Here is a 23,391-nt window from a genome sequence, read left to right on the forward strand (position 1 = left end):
TACCGAAATGCTTTACTTAAAACTTACACTGGGTGCTGCAACTAAAGAGGCGTTTGAATCTCAAAGTGACGTGGTTCAAATAAGCGTTAAATAAAATGAATAAAACACTATTAGTAATAACGACCTCTTTGATTGTCAGTGCGTGCGCTCATAGGCCACCACCTTTAGGCATGGATGGAGTATTTTTTGAAACGAAGATCAAGCAAGACGGTACCAAGCTCTTCGCCTTTAGCATTCCGTTAATGCAGCATCGTGACAGTGCCAAAGGTGGCGGTAAAGGCGGCCGTGGTCAGGGAGGCGAACGAAGTGGTCGTGGCGGTCGCAAAGGACAGGAAAGTCGCGAAGGCTCGTCACATAGCAGCGATAGAATGATTGAGCAACTTTATACGTCTCTAGATGAGAAACTGGATGAGACCGGTTACTGCCAAACGGGCTTTCTAGAAATAGATACACACCAAACCGAAGATAGGCTTCACCTATTAGGTGAGTGCAATGAAACGGCGAGCGAACTGGACAAAATCGAGTTCCCCAACGTTAATTAACCCGCGTTGTTGTGAAGCGCATTGCCGATGGCGTGCGCTTCATTCAACGTTCGTTTGCTAAACAACCTCTTAGTCAACACACAAGGTATGCTCCACAACGCCGTTAGACACATAGGCTCTACAGCCGAATAAGTCCGTACTTTCTAAACACACGCCGCGCGCCTTTTCTCCCGCTTCCATATTATTGTTTTTCGTAACACAAGCCACTTCGCACTCGCTGCTGTCATTACACGCATTACCAGCATCGTTTGCTGGTAGCACACAAGCATGCGCCTGCTGTCGGCCTACTTTCTTCCAGTTACCACCGTGTTTATCGCACACTTTTTCAGACTCAATGGAATAGGCCTGCTGCACCAAAGGCAAAGAGGTATCAACAACTTGCTCTAATTTTTCGACGTCTTCAACACTCGCGATTGGCTCATCAATAGGTTCTGGGGGCTGAGCGCCACAAGCAGACAAGGCTGCACACACGCCTGCTATAAACCAGATCCTAAAACGCTTCTGTGCTCTACTGCTTGCTTGTTTCATTTTTTCTCTCAATTTATTTTACTTTTTAAACCACTACTATTTAAAAACCAAACTATTTAAGCCCCACATTACTTAAGACCTAATTTATTTAAGACCGCTGCTACTTATGACAACCGCTATTAGATAAGTTCTTATTTTGTCGATAAATCCTTATTTGCTTACTGCGCTATGCCTAATAAATTATCAAACCTATGAAATTTTAGTGCTACCTCGACGGGTCTCTACATACACTTCGCAAAACTAGCAGTATTTACGGACGCTTTATGACACTAAACCAAACCGAAAACATGGTCACCGCATTGCTCACTTTTAGCTTCGCAGTTCTTGGCCTAACATTTTTATTGGGTGCAAACCCCAATGCACTTATCGCTACATTTAATTTCTACTCGTTAGACACTGTGTTGAGCGAGAGTGCCCTTGGTGCTTTTTCAGGTATCGCATTGCTGTTACTACCGTTAATGACCATTGCAGCACGTTTTAGCCTTGTTTCAGCAAAAGCAGTAACACTATATGCCGCTTTTGTAACTGCCGTTCCATTGCTGACGTTATTATCACCAACGAGATGGATGGCCGATTTAGGGGGCTTCCCGATTATTGGCAGCGGTCAAGGCATCATCAAGTACTTCGCAGTATTACCGCTTTTCCTATTCTTGTTTTATCGCGAAAAATTTTCGCACAGGCAACTGACATACCTCAACTTTGCTCCTGTAGCCATGGTCTTATTATGGATAGGAGGCATGAAGTTTTTCGAGTTTGAAGCTAATGCAATTGTGGGGCTAGTTGAAACATCACCGTTTATGTCGTGGCTATATGCTGTGTTTAGCGTTCAAGGGGCATCGAATGTAATTGGTGGGTTTGATGTCCTCTTTGCATTGCTATTGGGTGCGGGCATCTTTTCTAAGAACAAGCCGGTGATCATTGCGAGCGGACTGGCTTGTTTATCGGTTTTTCTGATGACACAAACGTTTTTGTTTACTGTGCCGGATACCTTTAACAGCACGACTATCGTCAACCGCCTAGGTCAATTCGTTATTAAAGACCTTTGGTTTGTCGCTAATCTTGCTGTGGTCGCTTACTTTACGCTGTTCGAGGCAGTTTCACGAGAACGCGAAGATGCGCAGTTGGGCCAATCGCCACAGTAAGGCTTTACGGCAAAGTCAGGTTAAAGATGTTGTAGTAATTAACCACTACCTCACTTATCGTTTATTCGAAAATGGTCACTTGGTTGCGGCCATTTTCTTTTGCAGTGTAAAGTGCTTGGTCGGCATGGGTTAACATTCTGTCGTGATCTCTCGCGCCATCTGCACTTGCTACACCAATACTGATTGTGACTTTCAGCGTTTGCGCTATAAAACTGAAATCATGTGCTGCCACGATTTTTCGAACATGATCCATAGCTACCCTTGCATTTACCAAGTCATATTCGGGTAACAACACAGTAAACTCTTCGCCGCCCCACCTTGCACATTTAGCATAATGCGGAACTTCGCGATTTAATATACGGGCCACCTCAGTAATGACTTTATCCCCTACTAAGTGAGAGTACTGATCATTTACCTGTTTGAAATGGTCAATATCGACAACGGCAAGACATAGAGGAGATTGTTTCGCTTTAGCCTCTTCAAAATATTGTACAAGCCAGCGGTCGAATGCTCGTCTATTTGCAATACCGGTTAGATCATCGTGAGTTGCTTGGAACTCGAACCGCTTGGTTTGTAATTCTAGTGATCTGGTTTGTTCATCGACCCTTTGTTTTAAAATCATTTCTGATTTTTTCAAGTGATGAAAACGTACTTTATAAAGTGTATAGATAACAAAACAGAAGAAAAGAAAAACCGAGAATTTAAAAGCAAATGTCTGATAAATACTGGGTAACACGCGAATAGAAAATGGTGACGTAATCTCTTGCCAGGGACCACCAATATAACGAGCACGTACTTTAAACTGATAACGACCAGGTGCTAAATTAGTGTATTCAGTCATTCTAAATTGATGACGGTTAACCCAATCTTGGTCATATCCTACTAACATAGCCTGATACTCTATACGCGAAGGCATAGCGAAACCCAACCCTGCATACTGAAACGCAACTCGCGTGGTTAACGGCGTTACGTCTACTTCCCTTTTATCCGTATCAAATTGCTGGTCAGCACCGTCCAGTAGTACCGCCTCTATACTTACCGGAATAGGGAATTCACTCAACATGGCAAGGTTTGCAGGCGTTACTGTGGCGAGCCCTTTCGCAGTAGGAAGCCAAACATTTCCGTCTACATCAACAAACTGAGATGGCTGTGACCCACCATTGATTTGAATACTCGCCAGGCCATTTTCTTCCTTAAAATGTTCAAATTCCAATAATGCACTTGGATATGTCAGACACTCCTTAAGACTTGATAGTGAAGTGAGAATGACCCCTTGGTTTGAACTTAGCCATACACCGCTGTTGTGATCTATACCGATTGAAAACAGTTTATCTACGGGAAGCCCCTGCGACTTTTCGATTACACTAAGTGCCTTTGTAGCATTGTCAAAATACGCAAGTCCTCGATCGGTTGTAATCCAAGTTCCCTTTTCAACAACGCTAAAACTGAACGCGTGCTGCGCATCTGAATGTTCAGGAAACGAAACTACGTGCACAATACCCTGTTGGATATAGGCGAGCCCTATCCCTGTAGCAATCCAGATTCGTCCTTCACCATCTTCTGCCAAGCCCATCGAAAAATGGGCAGGTAGCCCATTTTGTTCATTAAAATGGCTTAGCTTTCCATCTGGTGTTTGTTGAACTACACCTTGCGCCGTGGCATACCAAACACTGTTATCACTCGCTAAAAGAATGGCCCTTACTTCATTACTCGGTAACCCTAAATGTCTATTGAGGTAAGGAGTAAGTTGGTCATTTTCATATCGCAGCACACCTTTTGTGTAGGTGCCGACTAACGTTACCTCTTCAGTTACCGCTGCCAAACTGAGTACAGAGAAAGCTTCACCTGTAGTGAGCGATGCGCTGGAAAACGCATCATTGGAAAATATATCTAATCCAGCACTTCCACCTGATAAAAGTTTGCCATCAGACGTTTGCAAAACAGTTCGCAAAAAGTCTCCACTCATTCCTTGGCTTTGCGAGAATGTGGTAAATAGCGCACGACGCAGCCTAAACAAACCACCATTAGTGCCAATCCAGATATTTTTTTCCAAATCTTCAAGCAGTGAAAAAACGCGGTTATTGGGAAGACCTGCTGTCGCATCCAGTTTTTCTAGACCTAAGTCACTTAGACGATAAAGGCCATGATTGATGGTGCCTACCCAAATGCTATTTTGATGATCAAGCAAAATACTACTAATTGATTTGTCGGCAAGTGAGCTGTGAAGTAGCGCAAAGGTACCGTTTTTTTGCTGCCAAACACCGTGTTCTGTGCCAACTAAAACACGTTTTTTGCTATCAAGAGCGAGAGTAAATGATGGACCAGAGAGTATGTTGTGGTCGGGTACAGCTAGCTGAAATTTATCGTTTATGTATTTGAATAACCCTTGGTTTGTTGCAAACCAGATTACGCCAAATCCGTCTTCGATTATGCGGTAAGCACTCGAATTTACAATGTATTCTTTTTGCGTGCCGTCAGGCGTTCTCATTGCAATCCCCGTGTCTTCCAGCGCAAACCACAACACGTTATTACTGTCTCTGAATGCATGATTAACCATTGAAGACAGGGGCGCTTGAGCATGCCACTGCTCGGCAATAAGCGACGTTATACCGCCTCGGTTTCCTGCCACCAGTAGCTCGTCGCGGGGCTTGTTGTAATACAAGCTTCGAATGCCGGAGTCTGGTAATCCTGTTTGCGCGCCGCGGGTAAATACAGTGAACTGCTGACCATTAAACCGAGCAACACCTTCCCAAGTACCCGCCCATAGATACCCATTGGACGTTTGTGCTAATGCGTGAATACTGTTGTGAGGAAGCCCGTCTTTCGTTCCCCACGATTGAGGGAAATACCGGTTGAGCGGCATGAGCTGAGAAGACTCTACCGAAAAGCCATCTATGGGTATCACCCACAGCAAACACATCACAAAAGTGAGAGACACAAACTTCAATGGCTTCTCGGTACATTATTAGATAGACGGTGTAATAATACCTCTATCTATTAACTAACACAAAAATTGTGGTTTTTAGTTATCGTCGGTCAACGACAAGCTAATCCAAACTAACCTGTGATCTGAGCTGGCTTCGCGGTCTTTAACTAATCGATATAGGTCACTGGTTTTTGCAGGCCAGAAAACGCCAGCATCGTTCACATCGAAGCCAAATCGAGATGGCAAAACATAGTCAGCTCTGGCTCCCCAATAGGCAGTAAAGCGGTTACTAAACTCTGCACCTGACGCGCCTGCACCACCTGCGCTTGTTGGAATCATGTCGTTATTAACTAACGGGTGCTCGGTCAACTGTTCAATTACACCCTCGCGATGTTTATCTCCAATATCCGCCGCGTTAAAATCACCAACAAGTACAAAACGCGCGTTCTCTGACAGGCTGACTTTCTCGCCATTATCATCGTAAATGTAGGCCCCTTTATCCGGAGAAAGATAATCTGCCATAAGCCTAATTTCGTCAAAGTTGCGCTTGCCGTTGCGATCCTCGCTTCCATCGAAATTAGGTGGTGTTGGATGCATAGCAAGTATGTGTACGGTTTTGCCCGCTACTTTCACCGGCACATCCCAGTGAGACTTAGAACTCAACCTTAGCGCGGCCCACTCTTCTACGTCGTACCATGGCTTGCCCTTATCAGTAATTCCGCTCTCATCGGGAATAATAGGAACCCGTGGATGAGGCATGTGATGCCATTTAAACGTCTGAAAGGTGCGAATACCATCAACATCAATAGGGTATTTTGACAAAAGCGCCATACCATATTGCCCGGGATAAAGCCCAAAACCATATGCATCGCCACCAAAACCTTCTGCTTTGCCATTGTTATCTAAGTCGAATTTCGTGGGCTCCCCTGTGTTGACTGTGGCCACATACGTATACGGGTAATCCACAGGCTCAAGGCCGTCTTGTGAAACATTCAGGTAGTTCTTAACAAATGCTTCTACCCCTTTACGCTTATCTGCAATGTAGTCAAATTCATTCAACATCAAGATATCGGGGTTAACGCGTTGAATAATTTCAGCAATGTTTTTAACTTGGCTATGCTCACCCGTTGAAAGAACGTGTTGAAGTACCTGATCGCTTGGCTTCATACCCAACGCTTTGTAGTTAGTGGCTTCCATACTTACATTAAACGTTGCGACTTTAAGCATTTGCTCTTCTTGCGAGCTAGCCAGCGTAGATACGAATAATGCAGGTAAAAGAGCTATCGCACAGAAAAGCGCCCTATTTTTCATGTTGTTACCTGTAAGTAAAAGCGAAATGCAAAGATAGCAACTTTAGCGGCTTATCTGAACTTTTTTGTTTTATTAAAGACCGTTGTATCAACAAGACAAACATGCTCTCGCTCTTACACAAAAAAGAAATTTATTTTCACAAATGAGACAAAAGAAAGAAATATTTTTTACTATAAAGCCCTAAAGCTAAAATGATAGAATCAAATACTCGTTCTTAACTGGTATTCTATTTTTGTTTTATACAGCTAGCATTAAGCGAACTACGCTTAACGTTTCGCATTTTGGGTGAATGAGAGAAGGTTATGAAAAGCTGGGTTTCAAAAGCGATCAATATTATCAATGCAGATTATCAACGTTCGGCTGATACGCACTTAATCAAATTAGAGCAGATCGCCTTTAGATATATTGATATCTATCTTAAAGATGAAAGCACCCATCCAACAGGCAGCCTCAAGCACCGTCTAGCCCGGTCCCTTTTTCTGTACGCCCTTTGTAATGGAAAAATTGTAGAAGGAACTACTGTGGTTGAAGCCTCGTCAGGCAGCACAGCGGTGTCTGAAGCTTATTTTGCTAAAATGATTGGCGTTCCGTTTGTTGCGGTTATGCCTAAATCTACCGCCCAAAGTAAAATCGCGCTTATTGAGCGATATGGCGGGCAGTGTCACTTTGTAGATTGCCCTACGCAAATGCACAGCGAAGCAACCAAAGTAGCTCACGAGCTTAATGGTTATTTTATGGATCAGTTCCTTTTCGCAGAGCGCGCTACAGACTGGCGAGGCAATAACAATATTGCTGAGAGTATCTTTGAGCAAATGAAAGCCGAGCCCCACCCTATTCCACACACCGTGGTTATGAGTGCAGGTACAGGTGGAACATCAGCCACCATAGGGCGTTACATTCGCTACAAAGGTCTCTCTTCTCAGCTTGTCGTGGTAGATCCAGAATTCAGTGTGTTTTTTGATAGCTTCAAAAACAACGATCATACACTTACTGCTACCCGTGGTAGCCGCATAGAAGGGATAGGACGCCCTAAAGTGGAAGCCTCTTTTCAACATGACGTTATAGATGACATGATTGCCGTTCCCGATGCCGCCAGTATTGCAACCATGCATTGGTTAAACAACACCATGGGGATTAAAGCCGGCCCATCTACCGGCACAAACCTATGGGGCGCATTAAGTATTGCTGAACAAATGAAGCAGCGAGGAGAAATGGGATCGATCGTAACGCTTATGTGCGACAGCGGAGAGCGGTATAGTGAAACTTACTATAATGCTGGTTGGGTAGAAAAGACCATTGGCTCTTTCGCTGAATACACCACCAAACTAGAGGCCATCGGGGCCCCTGCTTAAACAGCCTGTTTCTGCTGTTTAAAGTGCTGGGGCGTTATGTATCGCGCAGCACTTTATTCAAAGCGTTTATCTCTATACATTGGCGATATACTTCTCATTGATAAAGCGCGCAAAATTATGATCAAAATAAAAAACGTTGTTAGCTGTACAGTTGCATTTGCCACAGCGTTTGCTGCACACACTGCCTTTGCTACCAGTACATCGACTGTTGAAATTGCGAACACAAGCAACACTAGTATTAACCAAACCGCAGACGCGACCGCCAACGCTGACGTCCCTAACAACAATTACGAAAGCGTTTTTGCTAACCTCGCGCTTCATTGTATTCATCAAGAGTTTCCAAATGTAGTGAAACACATGATGAATAACGGCGATGACGTTAAGGCACCAAATCAACTATACCCTTCATTTTATGGTTGTTTAGACTGGCACTCGTCGGTTCATGGCCATTGGCTTTTAGTAAGAATGCTAAACACTGCGCAAGATGCAGTGGATAAGGATGAGATCATTGAAAAGCTCAACATCAGCTTCACGCCTAAAAATATCCAAGGTGAATTGACGAGCCTTAAGCGTGAAAACAATGCCTCATTTGAACGCCCCTATGGTCTTGCTTGGTTCCTGCAGCTAACCGCTGAACTACGTCAATCTTCCCTTCCTGAAGCAACAAAATGGCTAAATACTTTACGTCCTCTCGAGGACGAAATTGTAGCCAGAGTAAGCGCATGGTTACCCAAATTAGCTTACCCAATCCGTACGGGTGAGCATAGCCAAACCGCCTTTGCTTTTGGCTTAATGTTGGATTGGGCGAAAACAGCAGGTAATAAGGAGTTTGAAGCGCTGTTAACGTCCAGGGTGAAAGACTACTATCAAGACGATACACAGTGCCCTCTTGCCTACGAGCCTTCGGGACAAGATTTCTTATCACCGTGTTTGGCCGAAGCTGATTTAATGCGAAGAGTAATGTCTAAAAAGGACTATAGCCAATGGCTTTCAGCGTTCTTTCCAAGCCTCACAGCTAGAACATCAAATTGGCTAGCTCCCGCTACAGTGACTGACAAGACGGATGGTAAACTCGCTCACCTAGACGGGCTGAACATCAGCCGAGCGTGGATGATAGAAGGCATAATGCAAGCTTTGCCTGAAGGTGACAAACGCTTACCTGTGCTTAAGAAAGCATTAAGTTCACATCGTGAGGCCGGGCTCAACGCGGTGTTTGGTGACATGCACTATATGGGCAGCCATTGGCTTGGCAGCTTTGCCAGCTACTTAGAAACACAGCGCGGTTTGAATTAACTTATATCCTACTAAAGTGTGAGATGAATGAGCACTAAAGTGCTATTCGTCTCACACGCCTACCGTGGCATGCTCATTCTATGGTGATATGAATAAAGCGCAGCTATGGAAATTTTACTTGTTGATGATCACGCAATAGTGAGAGAAGGCTTTTCTACACTGTTATCTTCGGTACTCGAAGGCGCTGTCGTCACCAATGCAAAAAATGCGCAGCAAGCCACAAATGCACTTCGTGCCAACCACTTCGACCTCATTATTTTAGACATTAATTTAGGAACCACCAGCGGACTAACGCTAGCGGAATATATTGTTCAGCGCTGGGAGCACGCAAAAGTACTTATGTTCAGCATGTTCGATGATATTTCCATCATCGATAGAGCTATGAAACTAGGGGCAATGGGCTATGTTAGTAAACAAAGTGAACCTGATGTACTGATAAGCGCGGTGACATCTATCATTAAAGGCCGCCGTTATTTAGAACACAATACTGCCATTGAGCTCGCTACATTCAACCTGTCACATTCCGGAGGCAACTTAACAGATCTGACACAAAGAGAGTTGGATATATTCCTTGGTATAGCGAACGGGCTTTGCCGAAAACAGGTCGCTGAAAGCCTCAACATTTCTGAAAAGACGGTCTCAAACGTTATCACCCAGCTCAAGCGAAAACTTGAGCTACAGACAAATGCCGAGTTTGTTCACCTTGCCATAAAGCAGGGTTATATCAAAATTGCCAGCTAAACAAGCGCCACTAAACAAGGTCGGGAAAACTTCCCTGTACTTTCGTATCTTTTTTATACCCCTTTGGTACTAACTTTGTCTCATGATAAAGATACCTCATGTAAATCAATATATTAGCGTTTTCATTACACTTCAATCTAAGGGAATTTTTCCCGTATTTTGAAGGACGGAATCCGTTTATCAGGGCCTCTACTTAGTTACATACTGTTAACACAACATCAAGGTAACAGTGGAAATAAAACTATGGCTAAGTTCTATTCAAAGGCTTCATTGGCCTTAAGCGTAATTATTGGTTTAGGTACGAGTTCACATTTATTTGCGGACGATGGCGTGACATGGGCAGACATTGAAAATGATGCCAAGACGCCTGAGAACGTACTGATGTATGGTATGGGTCCAGAAGCTCAGCGTTACAGCGGACTTGATCAAATCAACAAAGAAAATGTACACATGCTATCTCCGGCTTGGGTGATGAGTTTTGGTGATGAAAAGCAACGGGGTCAAGAGTCCCAGGCAATCGTGTACGACGGTATTGTCTATGTAACCGGTAGCTACTCCCGTATCTACGCCTATGAAGCAAAAACAGGTAAGAAGTTGTGGGACTACGCCCACCGCCTTCCAGAAGGTATTCGACCGTGTTGTGACGTGGTAAATCGCGGCGCAGCAATTTATGGTGACTTAGTCTTTTTCGGTACGCTGGATGCTGGCGTTGTTGCCCTTGACCGGCTAACAGGCAAAGTAAAATGGAAGAAGCGCTTTGAAGACTATCGTGCAGGCTACACCATGACGGGGGCACCTACGATTGTTAAAGACCAAAAGTCAGGAAAGGTCATGCTTATTCACGGTTCATCAGGTGATGAGTTTGGTGTTGTAGGAAAACTGTTTGCACGCGATCCTGAAACCGGTGAAGAGATTTGGATGCGTCCATTTGTTGAAGGGCACATGGGCAGATTAAATGGAAAAGACAGCACACCCACGGGTGGTTCATACGAAGTGACAACGTGGCCAAAGGATGAAAACGGCGAAATGGTTGAGGCTTGGCACCACGGTGGTGGCGCACCATGGCAGAGTGCAAGCTTCGATGTTGAAACTAACACTATCATCATAGGTGCAGGTAACCCCGCTCCTTGGAATACATGGAAACGCACCGCCAAAGGTGGCGATCCGCGAGATTGGGATAACCTTTATACTTCCGGACAAGTGGGTGTAGATGCAACCACTGGTGAGGTTAAATGGTTCTATCAACATACACCTAACGACGCATGGGATTTCTCTGGCAACAATGAACTTGTTCTATTTGACTATTACGATAATGGAAAGCTCATAAAAGCGACGGCTCATGCAGACAGAAATGGCTTTTTCTATGTAGTTAACAGACAAAACGGTGAATTCATCAGAGGATTTCCCTTTGTAGATAACATTACGTGGGCCACACACATTGACCCTGACACGGGTCGCCCAGTTGAAGTAGACGGACAGCGCCCGCCACTGCCTGAGCCGGGTGAAAAACGAGGAAAGTCAATAGAGGTATCGCCTCCATTCTTGGGCGGAAAGAACTGGAACCCGATGGCCTACAGCCAGAATACCGGCTGGTTCTATATGGGCGCAAACCACTGGAAAGAAGACTACTGGACGGAAGAAGTGACCTATAAAAAAGGTGCCGCTTACCTAGGACAGGGTTTTAGAATTAAGCGCATGTATGACGACCACGTGGGCGTACTTCGTGCCGTAGACCCCATTTCAGGTGAAATTAAATGGACACACAAAGAGAAACTTCCTATGTGGGCTGGGGTACTGGCGACGAAAGGCGGACTCATTATTACCGGAACGGGCGATGGCTATGTCAAAGCTTTCGATGAGGAAACCGGTGAAGAACTTTGGAAGTTCCAAACGGGCTCGGGCATCATTTCATGCCCTATAACCTGGGAAGAGGATGGTGAGCAATACATCGGCTTAGCGTCAGGGTATGGTGGTGCAGTACCTCTATGGGGAGGAGATATGGCTGAACTCACCAAACCTGTCGCGCAAGGTGGTTCGTTCTGGGTATTTAAACTTCCTAATCACAATAAAAAGCAAAACGTAGCTAAACAATAGCTTTACCTTTGCAACAAACCCAACCGAGAGGCGGTGAAAACGCCTCTCGGCATTAAGGAGCTCTCATGCGCTTACGTTTTCAAGCAACCAAACAACTCCCCATATTATTAGTTGTCCTATATTCAGCAACTGCCAGTGCCATTCCCGATTTCGAAGATGACGTGAAAATTATCAACGGATGTGAAATAAAACCAAAGACAGTGTGTAGTGATACAGACTTAAGCGGTGCTGATTTGAGCCATGCAAATTTGCACGGGGCAGTATTCACCAACGTTAAGTTCAACAAAACAGATTTAAGGCACGCCAACTTAAGCTATGCGACGTTTAAGAAAAGTAACCTAGATCACGCTGATTTAGCTACCGCCAACTTAAAACACGCAGATTTACGCAGCTCAAAAGTTCGCAACGCTAACTTAGAAGGCGTAGATGGCTGGGCGCTTTTCGGTCAAGGGGTTGATTTCACTAACTCCAACTTTTCAGGTGCTAACCTGGACCAAGCGCGTTTATCAGGTGCGACAATGGTAAACACCAACTTACGTGCCGCACGCTTAGAGCGGGTTTGGATGAACAAAGCAAACTTTGAAGGTGCTTCACTGATTAACGCCAATATTCAGGAAGCAAAACTGAACGATGCAAGTTTGTATCGAGCGAACCTAACCGGCACGCGCATCCACTACGCAACATTTCAGGGCACTTTCATGGACGAATGTATAAACTGTCCTATTAACTGGTAACTGTGATTGGGTGGAAAGAAAACATTGAGCCGTTCGATATAGCCAGCGCCCATTACCTTCACTAACACCCATTCATACTTACTTTCTTAATATCCCCACTTTTGCTCCCATTCATCTAAAAGAGGGGGACATTCAGAGAAAAGCGTTGGGTAGTTCTCATACTTTTGCATTGAAGACTTATACACTGGTTGACTAACTTGATAGTAGCTCGGTGTTTGGAACAAAGGCGAACTATTACTTTCTAAGGTCTTAGTCTCCCCTTCTGTCAGCCCTGAAAACTGATATATGGATGCTATAGAAGATTCAGGGTCAGCAACAACATCTTCATATTTAATGCTTATTGCTCTGTCCCTTAAGATTGGTTCCATTTTTTCCCAGCACGTGAAGACTTTATTATAAGCCTCAGCGAATTGCTCAACGGTGTACAAGTTTATTTCCTCGAACTGTAAACAACTCAACGCAACTGCCTTCGGGTTACGTAGGCAACAAAGTACTTTTGCGTTAGGAAATAAGGTCAACATTGCAGGTAAATAAGGGAAGTTAAGCGGCATCTTATCTACGATGAGTTTATTGCTGTCAACACTAGGAGAATAAGCCGTTAAATGCTCAAGATAGTCATTTGCCAAAGCGTCTAGTTCACTTTGGTTTGTCCGCTTTATATCACCCGTCTCAGGGTCAACAATCTCGCGTTCAACCATATGGTTATAAAAGGTTTCGACAGCATCTGTTTCTTCTAATAACTCAACATTCGCATTTTTAAGTAACAAACTTTCTATCAATGTCGTTCCCGAACGAGGAAATCCAACAATAAAGAGAATGTTTGTGCTGTTACTTGACGTGTTAACGATAGGAGAAGGTGATACATCAAAACCATTGAGCATGACGCCAGAGGACAAATCTGAGAATTTACTGGAATGAAGGTTATTCACGTTATGTGCGATAAACCTGATGACCTCTTCGGCATCGCTAAAACGCTTGAGCTTTTCAAGGGTTCTTATCTTCTGGTAAAGATGAGGAAGGCTTTTGGGTTGTTTTACTAAGAAGTGCTCGTTAATTCGCAGCCCCTCTTCAAACTCTCCTTTTGCGAAGACCAACAGCGAACGTTTTAACTCGAGTTGCTCCTTGTCGCCCTCAGCTTGAATTAATTGAATTTTGCCAAGAAACTTCTCAGCTTCAGCTAGCTCACGCCTGTTTTCGTTAATATTAAAGGCCAGCTCTAGTAACTGAATGTTATCGGTGTTTTCAAACTTTCTATTGAGGACATCAAGGTTGTCTTTAGTGGCATTGAGTAGCCAAGAAACATAGTCTAAATACGTCAGTAACTCTTCTTTATCCGATGAATCAGCGAGGGAAAGTGATTTTTCAAGATGACGCTTTGCATGAACGTAACGCTTCGACTCCAATGCTGACAACGCCAAAAAATAGTGGATCGAATAAGAATCTGAGTACGTTGAACTTAGCATAATACTCTGCTTAGCTAATTCTCCTCTCGAATGAATTCTGTAACATGCTTCTGTATACAGTTCAGCGCTAAGTTTATCACTTAGATGAAGATCCTCTCTTTTAATATGCGCGACCAACTGAGACCATTTTTCCTGCTGATAAAGACACTTACTCAGGCTTTGTCCGTACTGAATATTTTTAGAATTTTTTGCTATTGCTTTTTCATATGCTAACTGTGCTTCTTCATTTCGGCCAAGCTCAGACATTAAATTTCCAAGTGCATGAAAAGCAACGTGGTAGCTTGGGTTAATTGCTATCGCTTTTGAAAGCTGCTTTTGTGCGTCATCAAACCGCTCAGCTTCTTTTAGCAATAGCCCATAGTTATACGCCACATCAGTGTTTTGAGGATAATCAGACTGAAGGCTTTCAAATATTTCAAACGACGTAGTAAATTCAGCAACCTTTCCTAGTGCCGTAGCATATACCATTTTTGCCATTGGATGCTGCTCATAGACAGGAGAAAGCGTCGATATGACTCGGCTAAATTCACCGGCACCGAACGCCTGCATTGCTTGATTTATTATTTCTTGAGTAAGTTTCATGAATATTTTATTTTTGGAGATATGTGCGTCTGTAGCAGATTTTGCAGTAATGATTTGTCTATAGTAACACGCTAAAAGTTGAATTTAAGCACTCTCAACTAACCGTGCACAAAACTAAAACCTCGAACATTCACCGAAGACTAGCCACGTGTAGATACTGCAATTACAAGGTGGCCAGTCTTTATTTAGTAGGCTTCAAATTTGATTACCTACTTTCAGCTATTTTACTTTGGCGGCAAGCTCAGCAGTTTCTTTACCCAAATTTTTAAGCTGCTTAATCGTCTTTTCATCCGTAATTGCGCCATCTTCCATAAGCGTATTTACCTTCGCAATAGCTTTTTGGTTCGGCAGCACCATAGTACCTAGATTTTCAAGTAACATTCTCAGTACCACCAGCACGCGCATGCCGCCTAGCCCACCAGCAGACGCAGCCATAATTCCAGCCACCTTACCGCGATATGCTTGTAATGGCTTTTCGCCTTCCCCCATGCGCGATGCCCAGTCGATGGCATTCTTTAGCAGTGCGGGATAGCTTGAGTTGTATTCTGGTGAAGCAATAAGAAAACCATCATGGCTCATTAGCAATTCTTTGAACGCCTGTGCTTTTTCAGGCATACCAAACTCGGCTTCCTCATCTTCATTAAACAACGGCATTTGAAAGTCAGCGAGGTCTATAACGGTAACCTCTGCTCCAGCCTCACGTGCGCCCTCTGCAGCAACTTTCATAATAGCTTGGTTGAATGAACCTTTACGGGTACTACCTGCAAATGCAAGGATCTTAGTCATTTGAGTTTCCTGTCGTTAATTTAAGTAGTGTTCTAGTTGTCTGATTTATAGGTAGCTATCGCCCTATCGGTTCTAATCGAAATGTAATACCACTGTACCTGCGGTTACACGCCGCGATTACGAACATTTTAAATCTCGCTGAGTACGCAATAATCTATGCCCACTGGTATAAGGATCACGATTAGCGCAAACGAGCGTTGTAGGGTTGACGCTTATGTTTCGCATAAAAAAAGGCTGACAATCAATGTCAGCCTCTTTGTTATCAATATGTATGTTGTACCGCGAACACTACATTTTTTCTAGTGTTTCGATGCCAAGTAGGGTTAATCCTTGCTCTAGCGTCTTGGCAACCAGAGCTGACAACGCTAGACGGCTATCGCGTACCGCTGGCTCAATACCGTCTTTTAACATCGGGCATGCTTCGTAGAATGACATAAACGCTGAAGCCACATCATAGAGGTAAGTACACAGTACATGAGGCGTGGCTTCACGAGATACTGTACCAATCACCTCTTCAAACTGCATAAGTAATACAGCTAGCGCGTGCTCTTGTTTCTCAGCAATATTGATATCTACTGGCATGGTGGCCATATCCACACCCGCTTTTCTGAACAAGCTTTTCACACGGGTATAGGCGTACTGAAGGTAAGGCGCGGTGTTACCTTCAAAGCTTAGCATGGAGTCCCAGTTAAACATGTAATCAGTTGTGCGGTTTTTAGATAGGTCAGCGTATTTCACAGCGCCAATACCCACCTTGTGAGCGACTTCTTTAAGCTCGTCTTCACTTAAATCGTTGTCGCGCTCTGCGATAAGCTTACCCGCACGCTCAACGGCTTCATCAAGCAATTCGACCAATTTAACCGTACCACCAGTACGGGTTTTAAATGGCTTACCGTCACTGCCTAGCATCATTCCAAATGGGCAATGCTCGTAAGTTTGCTCTTCTTTCATAAAGCCCGCTTTACGGCCCACAATTTCAGTTTGCTTGAAGTGCAGTGCCTGACGCGCGTCAGTAAGAATCAGCGTACGGTCAGCGTTTAACTTGCCGCTGCGATAGCGCATTGCCGCAAGGTCTGTCGTTGCGTATAAATAGCCGCCACCCGACTTTTGAACGATGTAAACCGCAGGGTTACCTTCTTTATCAGCAAGCTCAGGTATAAACACCACCTGCGCACCTTGGTCTTCTACTGCAAGGCCTTTCGCTTTAAGGTCACTGATTACGTTGGCTAAATCGTCGTTGTAAGCCGACTCACCCATAATATCTTTACGGGTCAGGCTTACGTTTAGCTTGTCGTACACTTCTTCTGAGTGAGCAATAGACACGTCAATGAACTTTTCCCACAGCGCCAGACACTGAGCGTCACCACCCTGCAGCTTCACTACGTATTCACGGGCGCGGTCGGCAAAACCTTCTTCTTCGTCAAAGCGTACTTTGGCTTCGCGGTAAAAGTCTTCAAGATCAGAGAGCGCAGTTTCAGCCACTTCATCTTGTAGCTTGTCTGAAAGGTGCGCAAGCAACATGCCAAACTGTGTGCCCCAGTCGCCCATGTGATTTTGACGAATAACGTTGTGGCCCAAGAACTCAAGCACTTTAACCACAGCATCGCCGATGATAGTAGTACGCAGGTGGCCCACGTGCATTTCTTTGGCCAGGTTAGGCGATGAGTAATCAACAACAATGTTTTGTTCTTTTGACTTAGCAATACCTAAACGTGGGTCGGTTAGCGACAACTCACACTGATTAGACAGCCATTCGTCATTTAAATGAACGTTGATAAAACCAGGGCCCGCCACTTCTAGCTTGCTGGCAATATCGTCGAGCTTTACAGTCTCAACAATTTTCTCTGCAATATCGCGCGGCTTTTGCTTAAGCTGCTTGGCTAGCGCCATCGCGCCGTTAAACTGATATTCACCAAATTCAGGTCGAGCGCTGCGCGAAACTGGCACTGGCGCATTTTCTACGCCCATTTCTTGTAGAGCTTCAGTGAAACGGTTAACTAATAGTGCATGTATATTCATAATATATTGTGTCTTTGTTTAATCTTTATTAGCTTAATTTTCGCGCGTATTCTTGAACTGAATATCAGGGTAGCGCTCTTGCGCTAGCTGTAAATTCACCATAGTAGGTGCGATGTACGTCAGGTTATCGCCGCCATCTAGTGCAAGGTTTTGCTCACCTTTACGGCGGAACTCATCAAGCTTCTTCTCATTGTCAGAGTAAACCCAGCGGGCAGTGCTCACGTTAATATGCTCATAAAGTGCGTCTACGTTGTATTCGGCTTTTAATCGCGCGACTACCACGTCAAACTGAAGCACACCTACTGCGCCAACAATCAAATCGTTGTTGGCAAGCGGTCTAAACACCTGTACCGCCCCTTCCTCAGAAAGCTGGATCAGCCCTTTCAGCAGTTGCTTTTGCTTAAGCGGATCTTTCAAGCGGATGCGTTTAAATAGCTCAGGCGCAAAGTTTGGAATACCCGTAAAGCGGTAGTTATCGCCTGACGTGAAGGTGTCCCCTATGCGAATGGTACCGTGGTTGTGCAAGCCGATGATATCGCCGGCATAGGCTTCTTCTAGCAATGAACGGTCACCAGCCAAGAAGGTTAATGCATCAGAAATACGCACATCTTTACCTAATCGGCTGTTGCGCATTTTCATGCCTTTTTCGTACTTGCCCGACACAATACGACAGAATGCTATGCGGTCTCGGTGTTTCGGGTCCATGTTGGCCTGAATTTTAAATACGAAGCCACTGAACTTACCATCGGTACTTTCGATAGTCCCTTCTTCGGTTTCGCGGCCAAGTGGCGCAGGTGCCCACTCAACCAAACCGTCAAGCATATGATCAACACCGAAGTTACCTAATGCTGTACCGAAAAATACTGGCGTTAACTGGCCTTCCAAGAAAAGCTCTTGTTCAAATTCGTTAGATGCACCGCGTACAAGCTCAAGCTCGTCACGCAAGGTTTCAGCGAGGTCACTTCCTACTGCAGTATCTAACTCAGGATTATCTAACCCTTTGATGATGCGCACGTCTTGGATAGTGTGACCCTGGCCGCTTTGATACAAAATAGTTTCGTCGCGGTGAAGGTGATATACACCTTTAAAGCTTTTACCACAGCCAATTGGCCAAGTGATTGGTGCACACAGGATATCAAGCTCGGTTTCTACTTCATCGAGCAGTTCCATAGGATCGCGAATATCACGGTCAAGCTTGTTCATGAAAGTTACAATCGGCGTATCGCGCAGACGGGTAACTTCCATTAGCTTTCGAGTCCGGTCTTCTACACCTTTCGCGGCGTCGATAACCATAAGGCATGAGTCAACGGCCGTCAGTGTACGATAGGTATCTTCAGAAAAGTCTTCGTGTCCCGGAGTATCCAGCAGGTTTACTAAGTGATCGCTATATGGAAACTGCATGACCGAGGTGGTTACCGAGATACCACGCTCTTTTTCCATTTCCATCCAGTCAGATTTAGCATGCTGACCTGACTTTTTACCTTTTACGGTACCGGCAGTTTGCAGGGCGCGTCCGAATAACAATACTTTTTCGGTAATCGTGGTTTTACCCGCATCCGGGTGCGAGATGATAGCAAAGGTCCTTCGCTTATTGATTTCATTAAGAAAATCTTGGTTTGCCATGTATAAATTCTTTTAGTTTGTACACGGATTTGTACACACTTTTGGAAGTACTCTCTTTTCAGTTCTTCGCTTGTCAAATCCGTCGTGTTAATCGTAATTGGCCGCTATTTTCGCTGATCTTGACTTTATAAACAATCAATGGTTATCTAATCGGTTACCATTTACTCTCAGCGTGCACCAATGCTCAGTTGTAGCTGTTTGCAATCGTTGCTTCTTCAGCTAATGAACAACTGTGGCTAAACCACAAATTCCTTCGCTACCAGAAATCGATGATAGCTTGTCGTACTACACCGATGATGGTGCAGTTGCCGTTGATCGGTATTGCAGGGTATTGCGGGTTCAAAGGTTTTAGATACTTCTGTTCACCATCAATAACCAACTGCTTAAAGGTTGCTTCTTTCGAATCATCCAAACGCGCAACAACCAATGAACCTGAAGAGTAAGGTAACTCAGGATCAACAACGATCACTGCCCCCTCAGGTATGGATTTTTTTCCGCTTGGATTTTCCATACTGTCGCCTTTTACGCGAAGTGCGAAACAACCCTCATGTGCTTTCCCAGTGACTTCACGCCACTCCTCAGCATCTTCATGGGCAAATCCCTCCGCTATTTCAGTCCAATCACCGGCCTGAACCCAGTTAATGAGAGGAATTCTTCCCTTAATATCAGGCCCGACTTCTACATTACCGACCCCCAAGCCAATCTCGCCATCACCTGTGGCGAGCCAATGAGCATTCACGCGAAGCGCCTCCGCGATCTGCATGGTGTAACGAGACCTAGCCGATTTACCAGAGCAAATCTGGCTGATCGACTGCTGTTTGATACCAATGCGACGAGCCAACTCAGACTGAGTTACCCCAGTAAGCTGCAAGGCATGGTTTAGTCGTTCGGATAAAGTTTTCATAAGCCCGCATTCTACAAATAAAACTGTAGTCTTTCAACAATTTTAACTGTTGACTTATCTACAGTTTAAACTGTAACATTCAATCTTGTAACAGTTATTATTGTAACAGGAGACGGTATGGAAGTGTTCAAAACGACACAAAAACATCTCCGCCGTGCCATTGACTTGGTCGGCGGGCAATCAGCATTAGCAAGAGCCATCAACTCAAAACAGCAAAACGTCTGGTTTTGGTTGAATAAATCAGGGCGTGTTCCCGCTGAATTCGTTTTACCCATCGAACAAGCTACGCAAGGACAGGTAACCCGATCTCAGTTAAGACCGGACATCTATCCCGAATGCCCAAGCGAGCTGAAAGCCAGTAACCAGTAGGATTAAGGGCAAATAATGGTCAGCATTTTACGTAAACACAAAAGCGAGTTCCTCCATGCGTGATTATGGCAAGGTCTATACCCGCTTTTGGCTAAAGCAAAATGTTTTGTCCTGGAGTGACTCAGCGAAGTTGCTAGGACTGTATTTGCTTACATGCCCACATTGTAATTTGCTTGGCTGCTTTCGACTGCCGATTGGTTACGTTGCTTCTGACTTGAACTGGGATGAGCAACAGGTTGCCAAGACGTTAAGTGAGTTAGAACAAGATCAGTTCCTGATTCGTTGCGAGGCATCTGGTTGGACTTTGATTCGAAGCTTTCTGAAGCACAACCCAATCGAAAACCCAAACCAAGGTAAGGCAGCCTTTCGGTTGCTTAAAGATGTACCTGCCGACTTCATTGGTATGGCATCGCTTTTGAAATCTCTTGCCGCTTTTCAAGCTCGGCTACCAGAAGAATTTTCATCATTGTTTATGCCTGATGGCAACCCGGTAAGGGACTCTCAACGGTCGGATGACTCTGAGAGAAGCAATAAACCAACAGTTAAAACTGTTGACCACATACAGTTTGAAGACTTCTGGGATGTACAAATACGCAAAGAAAAAAAAGCGAAAGCCAAAGAAGAATGGCTACGCATGGGCCTCAATGAAGACCATGAACTCGCCTTGGAAGTGCTAACACGCTGGAAAGAGCAACGAGACAACCGATTACAGTATCAAGATCGGACTAAGACCCCTATGCCACATAACTGGCTTTTAAACCGGCAATGGGAAGACGAGTACGTTCGCATTGATGAAGTACAGCAATCATCGACGAGCCTAAAGGGCAGCAATCACCAATTGAATATTGAAGAAAGCAATCGTCGCATCGCTGAAAGCTGGGCCGGACCAGGTATTCGGGAGGTTCGTTCAAGTGCAGGAGGTTGATAAACGCGAGTTTGCTGAAGTTTGGGGAGCAGCTTGGGCCATGTATGGCAAAAGCGTATCACCGCAATTGCTATCCATCGCATTTGAAGCCCTTCGTGCTTATAGCATTGAAGAAGTGCGAATCGGTCTGACTCGGCATATTCAATCACCGGATACTGGGCAATTTTTTCCAAAGCCCGCTGACGTCATCAAGCATATCGATGGCAACTCGGGTTCAAGAGCCATGGTTGCTTGGAACAAAGTTGACAAGGCTGTTCGTCAGGTTGGTGCTTGGACATCCGTGATGTTTGACGATGCACTTATCCACCGCGTGATTTCAGACATGGGGGGATGGGTTGAACTCTGCAAAGTTGATGACAGGGAATACCCCTTTAAGCAAAAAGAGTTTTTAACACGCTACCAGGCTTACTTGCTGCGGGACGAAGTGGGTGAATACCCAAGGCTATTACAGGGTATTGCAGACCATCAGAACCAGCAAAAAGGATTTGATATGCAAGCGCCTGTTGCCGTGGGTGACTGGTCAAAAGCGGCACAAGTTTACACGAGAGGCATCGCCAATTTTAGCGCAGTGCCTTTGAAAAGAATAAGCCCGAAAGCCATTCAGGCGCTTCTCGGAAATCAATTAGAGGACAAAAATGAAAACGATTAAAGCAAAAACCGTTGCCCTAGTGATAGCCATGTCCGCAAGCACTTCAGTCTATGCGTTTCCGGGCTATCAGTGGGAAAAAGCAGCACAAAGTGTTGGTATTGATCCAGTCATGCTCTACGCCGTTGCCTTGGCTGAGTCAGCCTCACATCGAGGTCTTAACATGACCAGTCCATGGCCATACGCAATTCGCAATGGTTCAAACGCAACCTACGCCAAATCTAAGACAGAAGCGGAGCAACTGTTAAACCAGGCACTTCAAGAGAGTGAAAAATACCAGCTCGATATTGGCCTTATGCAAATCAATTTGCATTGGCATGGGCATCGAGTGAGCTCAGCAGCTGAACTGCTAGACCCCATCACCAACCTTACTGTCGGCTCCAGTATTTTGGCCGAAGCAATCAAGTCTTCACCAAACGATTTAGAGCTTGGCATAGGCCGCTATCACAGTTGGAACGAAGAGCGTGCACGCTGGTATGGGCAAAGAGTGCTTTCTATCTATCGCAATATTTTACATGAACTGGAGGTCCGTCAATGACAACCAATCAACAAGACTTCTATCAATTAAATTTGGCGTACCTACACGCAGCACGTGAATTGGCGCGCATTGATCCGCAAGAGGCGGTCTTGCGCTTTGGACTTACACGCGACGTGGTGGATGCACTTATTAATGCCGGTGTTGACGACCTGCAACGAGTGGCGACCTCATCATTCATGCTGTTTCAACCAAGGGGTAACCAAAGCCAACTGATTGAGATGGTGAAGAGCAAAGGTACAGGTATCCCAAGAATCGCTTATTTATTATCAACCCTAAACAACAAGGGGGATGCATGATTGATAACCTGTCCAAAAGTGAGCTGTTTACCCGAGCCTCGCTGCTTATTAAGTACGGATTTCGAACGACCATTATCGCGCTCGATACAGGTTTGCCAATCCACATTATCAGAAGGCTGCACAAAGAAGTGACTGGCAAGTCACCTTGTCCTGGTCAATTGCCAGAATCTGATGCCATCGTTAAAAGCAGAAGAGCCCTAGTTGAAGGCTCCCTGCTGATGGCGCTTTATGTCAATATTGGTGGTGATAATGTCTACAAGAAATTAAATATCGATGCTTTGATGAAGGCTTACGATGCGTACTTGGTTGCAAGAGAAGAGGCAGATCTTCCAGCTGAGATCCCCTGGAAAAAACTGACCATCAATGAAGGTTGGGTTCTAGCTCGTGATTTAAGATCACAGCTTGCATCCTTACACCGGTGTCGATGCGGCAGTCTGTATTTGACGGTATCTCAACAGCGCATTCAGCTTAAATGTCCTGTGTGTGAGATTATGGCCGAGCAAACCACTAGAGCACTTTTTGAGAACTAACATGCTGATGCATGATTTGATTGTGCACCGCCCGTGCACTTTGAGAG

The 23,391-nt window shown here is 44.8% G+C and carries 21 protein-coding genes; 13 read left to right on the forward strand and 8 right to left on the reverse strand.

The annotated features are described in order from the left end of the window. Window positions 1-95 precede the first annotated feature (95 nt). A complete protein-coding gene (locus ACFI6J_RS06140) occupies window positions 96-542 on the forward strand; it encodes a hypothetical protein (protein WP_342340469.1) in 447 nt (148 codons plus the stop codon). A 69-nt stretch (window positions 543-611) separates the two neighbouring features. Here the strand turns inward: ACFI6J_RS06140 and ACFI6J_RS06145 are convergent, their stop codons facing one another. After that, window positions 612-1,070, reverse strand: coding sequence for a hypothetical protein (locus ACFI6J_RS06145; protein WP_321825212.1), 459 nt, complete (start codon window positions 1,068-1,070; stop codon window positions 612-614). Between the two features lie 263 nt (window positions 1,071-1,333). Here ACFI6J_RS06145 and ACFI6J_RS06150 point away from each other — a divergent pair, with 263 nt between their 5' ends. Continuing rightward, entirely contained in the window at window positions 1,334-2,212 is an 879-nt protein-coding gene (locus ACFI6J_RS06150; RefSeq protein ID WP_342340468.1) for a DUF417 family protein, read from the forward strand. A gap of 61 nt (window positions 2,213-2,273) precedes the next feature. Here the strand turns inward: ACFI6J_RS06150 and ACFI6J_RS06155 are convergent, their stop codons facing one another. Together ACFI6J_RS06155 and ACFI6J_RS06160 are read right to left on the reverse strand one after the other, a co-directional pair. Then, window positions 2,274-5,132 (reverse strand): ligand-binding sensor domain-containing diguanylate cyclase, encoded by a 2,859-nt coding sequence (locus ACFI6J_RS06155; protein WP_462585863.1) that lies wholly within the window; start codon window positions 5,130-5,132, stop codon window positions 2,274-2,276. A gap of 102 nt (window positions 5,133-5,234) precedes the next feature. After that, window positions 5,235-6,449: an endonuclease/exonuclease/phosphatase family protein gene (locus tag ACFI6J_RS06160; RefSeq protein ID WP_342340467.1), complete on the reverse strand. Its 1,215-nt coding sequence runs from the start codon at window positions 6,447-6,449 to the stop codon at window positions 5,235-5,237. A gap of 302 nt (window positions 6,450-6,751) precedes the next feature. On the opposite strand from ACFI6J_RS06160, the gene ACFI6J_RS06165 reads away from it, so the two are divergent. The 5 genes from ACFI6J_RS06165 (at window position 6,752) to ACFI6J_RS06185 (ending at window position 12,663) form a co-directional block, all read left to right on the forward strand. Then, window positions 6,752-7,801, forward strand: coding sequence for a PLP-dependent cysteine synthase family protein (locus ACFI6J_RS06165; RefSeq protein ID WP_338853245.1), 1,050 nt, complete (start codon window positions 6,752-6,754; stop codon window positions 7,799-7,801). 36 nt (window positions 7,802-7,837) lie between these two features. Further along, window positions 7,838-9,094: a DUF2891 domain-containing protein gene (locus ACFI6J_RS06170; protein ID WP_061485124.1), complete on the forward strand. Its 1,257-nt coding sequence runs from the start codon at window positions 7,838-7,840 to the stop codon at window positions 9,092-9,094. 105 nt (window positions 9,095-9,199) lie between these two features. Then, window positions 9,200-9,835 carry a response regulator transcription factor gene (locus ACFI6J_RS06175; RefSeq protein ID WP_014975961.1) on the forward strand — a complete coding sequence of 212 codons (636 nt, stop codon included), beginning with the start codon at window positions 9,200-9,202 and terminating at the stop codon, window positions 9,833-9,835. 243 nt (window positions 9,836-10,078) lie between these two features. After that, entirely contained in the window at window positions 10,079-11,929 is a 1,851-nt protein-coding gene (locus ACFI6J_RS06180) for a methanol/ethanol family PQQ-dependent dehydrogenase (protein WP_061485122.1), read from the forward strand. 65 nt (window positions 11,930-11,994) lie between these two features. Next, window positions 11,995-12,663, forward strand: coding sequence for a pentapeptide repeat-containing protein (locus ACFI6J_RS06185; RefSeq protein WP_014948730.1), 669 nt, complete (start codon window positions 11,995-11,997; stop codon window positions 12,661-12,663). Between the two features lie 86 nt (window positions 12,664-12,749). On the opposite strand, the gene ACFI6J_RS06190 is transcribed toward ACFI6J_RS06185, so the two are convergent. From ACFI6J_RS06190 to ACFI6J_RS06210, 5 genes are all read right to left on the reverse strand, one after another. Further along, a complete protein-coding gene (locus ACFI6J_RS06190; RefSeq protein ID WP_462585803.1) occupies window positions 12,750-14,708 on the reverse strand; it encodes a sulfotransferase in 1,959 nt (652 codons plus the stop codon). A gap of 219 nt (window positions 14,709-14,927) precedes the next feature. Then, window positions 14,928-15,494 carry an NADPH-dependent FMN reductase gene (locus ACFI6J_RS06195; protein ID WP_014975958.1) on the reverse strand — a complete coding sequence of 189 codons (567 nt, stop codon included), beginning with the start codon at window positions 15,492-15,494 and terminating at the stop codon, window positions 14,928-14,930. A 288-nt stretch (window positions 15,495-15,782) separates the two neighbouring features. Next, on the reverse strand, window positions 15,783-17,513 hold the full coding sequence (argS, locus tag ACFI6J_RS06200) for an arginine--tRNA ligase (RefSeq protein ID WP_014948727.1): 1,731 nt from the start codon (window positions 17,511-17,513) through the stop codon (window positions 15,783-15,785). A 33-nt stretch (window positions 17,514-17,546) separates the two neighbouring features. Next, window positions 17,547-19,136: a peptide chain release factor 3 gene (gene prfC / locus ACFI6J_RS06205; RefSeq protein ID WP_061094535.1), complete on the reverse strand. Its 1,590-nt coding sequence runs from the start codon at window positions 19,134-19,136 to the stop codon at window positions 17,547-17,549. A 256-nt stretch (window positions 19,137-19,392) separates the two neighbouring features. Next, a complete protein-coding gene (locus ACFI6J_RS06210; protein WP_000854920.1) occupies window positions 19,393-20,040 on the reverse strand; it encodes a LexA family protein in 648 nt (215 codons plus the stop codon). Window positions 20,041-20,157: 117 nt separating this feature from the next. Here ACFI6J_RS06210 and ACFI6J_RS06215 point away from each other — a divergent pair, with 117 nt between their 5' ends. The 6 genes from ACFI6J_RS06215 to ACFI6J_RS06240 are packed head-to-tail and all read left to right on the forward strand — an operon-like array spanning window position 20,158 to window position 23,344. Then, the gene (locus ACFI6J_RS06215; protein WP_024015942.1) at window positions 20,158-20,409 is read left to right on the forward strand and encodes a helix-turn-helix domain-containing protein; all 252 of its coding nucleotides are present in this window, start codon (window positions 20,158-20,160) and stop codon (window positions 20,407-20,409) included. Window positions 20,410-20,464: 55 nt separating this feature from the next. Beyond that, a complete protein-coding gene (locus ACFI6J_RS06220; protein ID WP_008843243.1) occupies window positions 20,465-21,334 on the forward strand; it encodes a hypothetical protein in 870 nt (289 codons plus the stop codon). Next, window positions 21,321-21,983, forward strand: a complete 663-nt coding sequence (locus tag ACFI6J_RS06225; protein WP_001158521.1) for a DUF6475 domain-containing protein — start codon at window positions 21,321-21,323, stop codon at window positions 21,981-21,983. Before ACFI6J_RS06220 ends, ACFI6J_RS06225 begins: the two co-directional genes overlap by 14 nt. Next, window positions 21,970-22,518 (forward strand): lytic transglycosylase domain-containing protein, encoded by a 549-nt coding sequence (locus tag ACFI6J_RS06230; RefSeq protein ID WP_000848909.1) that lies wholly within the window; start codon window positions 21,970-21,972, stop codon window positions 22,516-22,518. The genes ACFI6J_RS06225 and ACFI6J_RS06230 overlap by 14 nt, the downstream gene beginning before the upstream one ends. Continuing rightward, window positions 22,515-22,814, forward strand: coding sequence for a flagellar transcriptional regulator FlhD (locus ACFI6J_RS06235; RefSeq protein WP_000210563.1), 300 nt, complete (start codon window positions 22,515-22,517; stop codon window positions 22,812-22,814). Before ACFI6J_RS06230 ends, ACFI6J_RS06235 begins: the two co-directional genes overlap by 4 nt. Next, window positions 22,811-23,344: a FlhC family transcriptional regulator gene (locus ACFI6J_RS06240; RefSeq protein WP_000566752.1), complete on the forward strand. Its 534-nt coding sequence runs from the start codon at window positions 22,811-22,813 to the stop codon at window positions 23,342-23,344. Before ACFI6J_RS06235 ends, ACFI6J_RS06240 begins: the two co-directional genes overlap by 4 nt. Window positions 23,345-23,391 lie beyond the last annotated feature (47 nt).

The sequence above is a fragment of the Alteromonas sp. G4i13 genome (genome assembly GCF_054960505.1).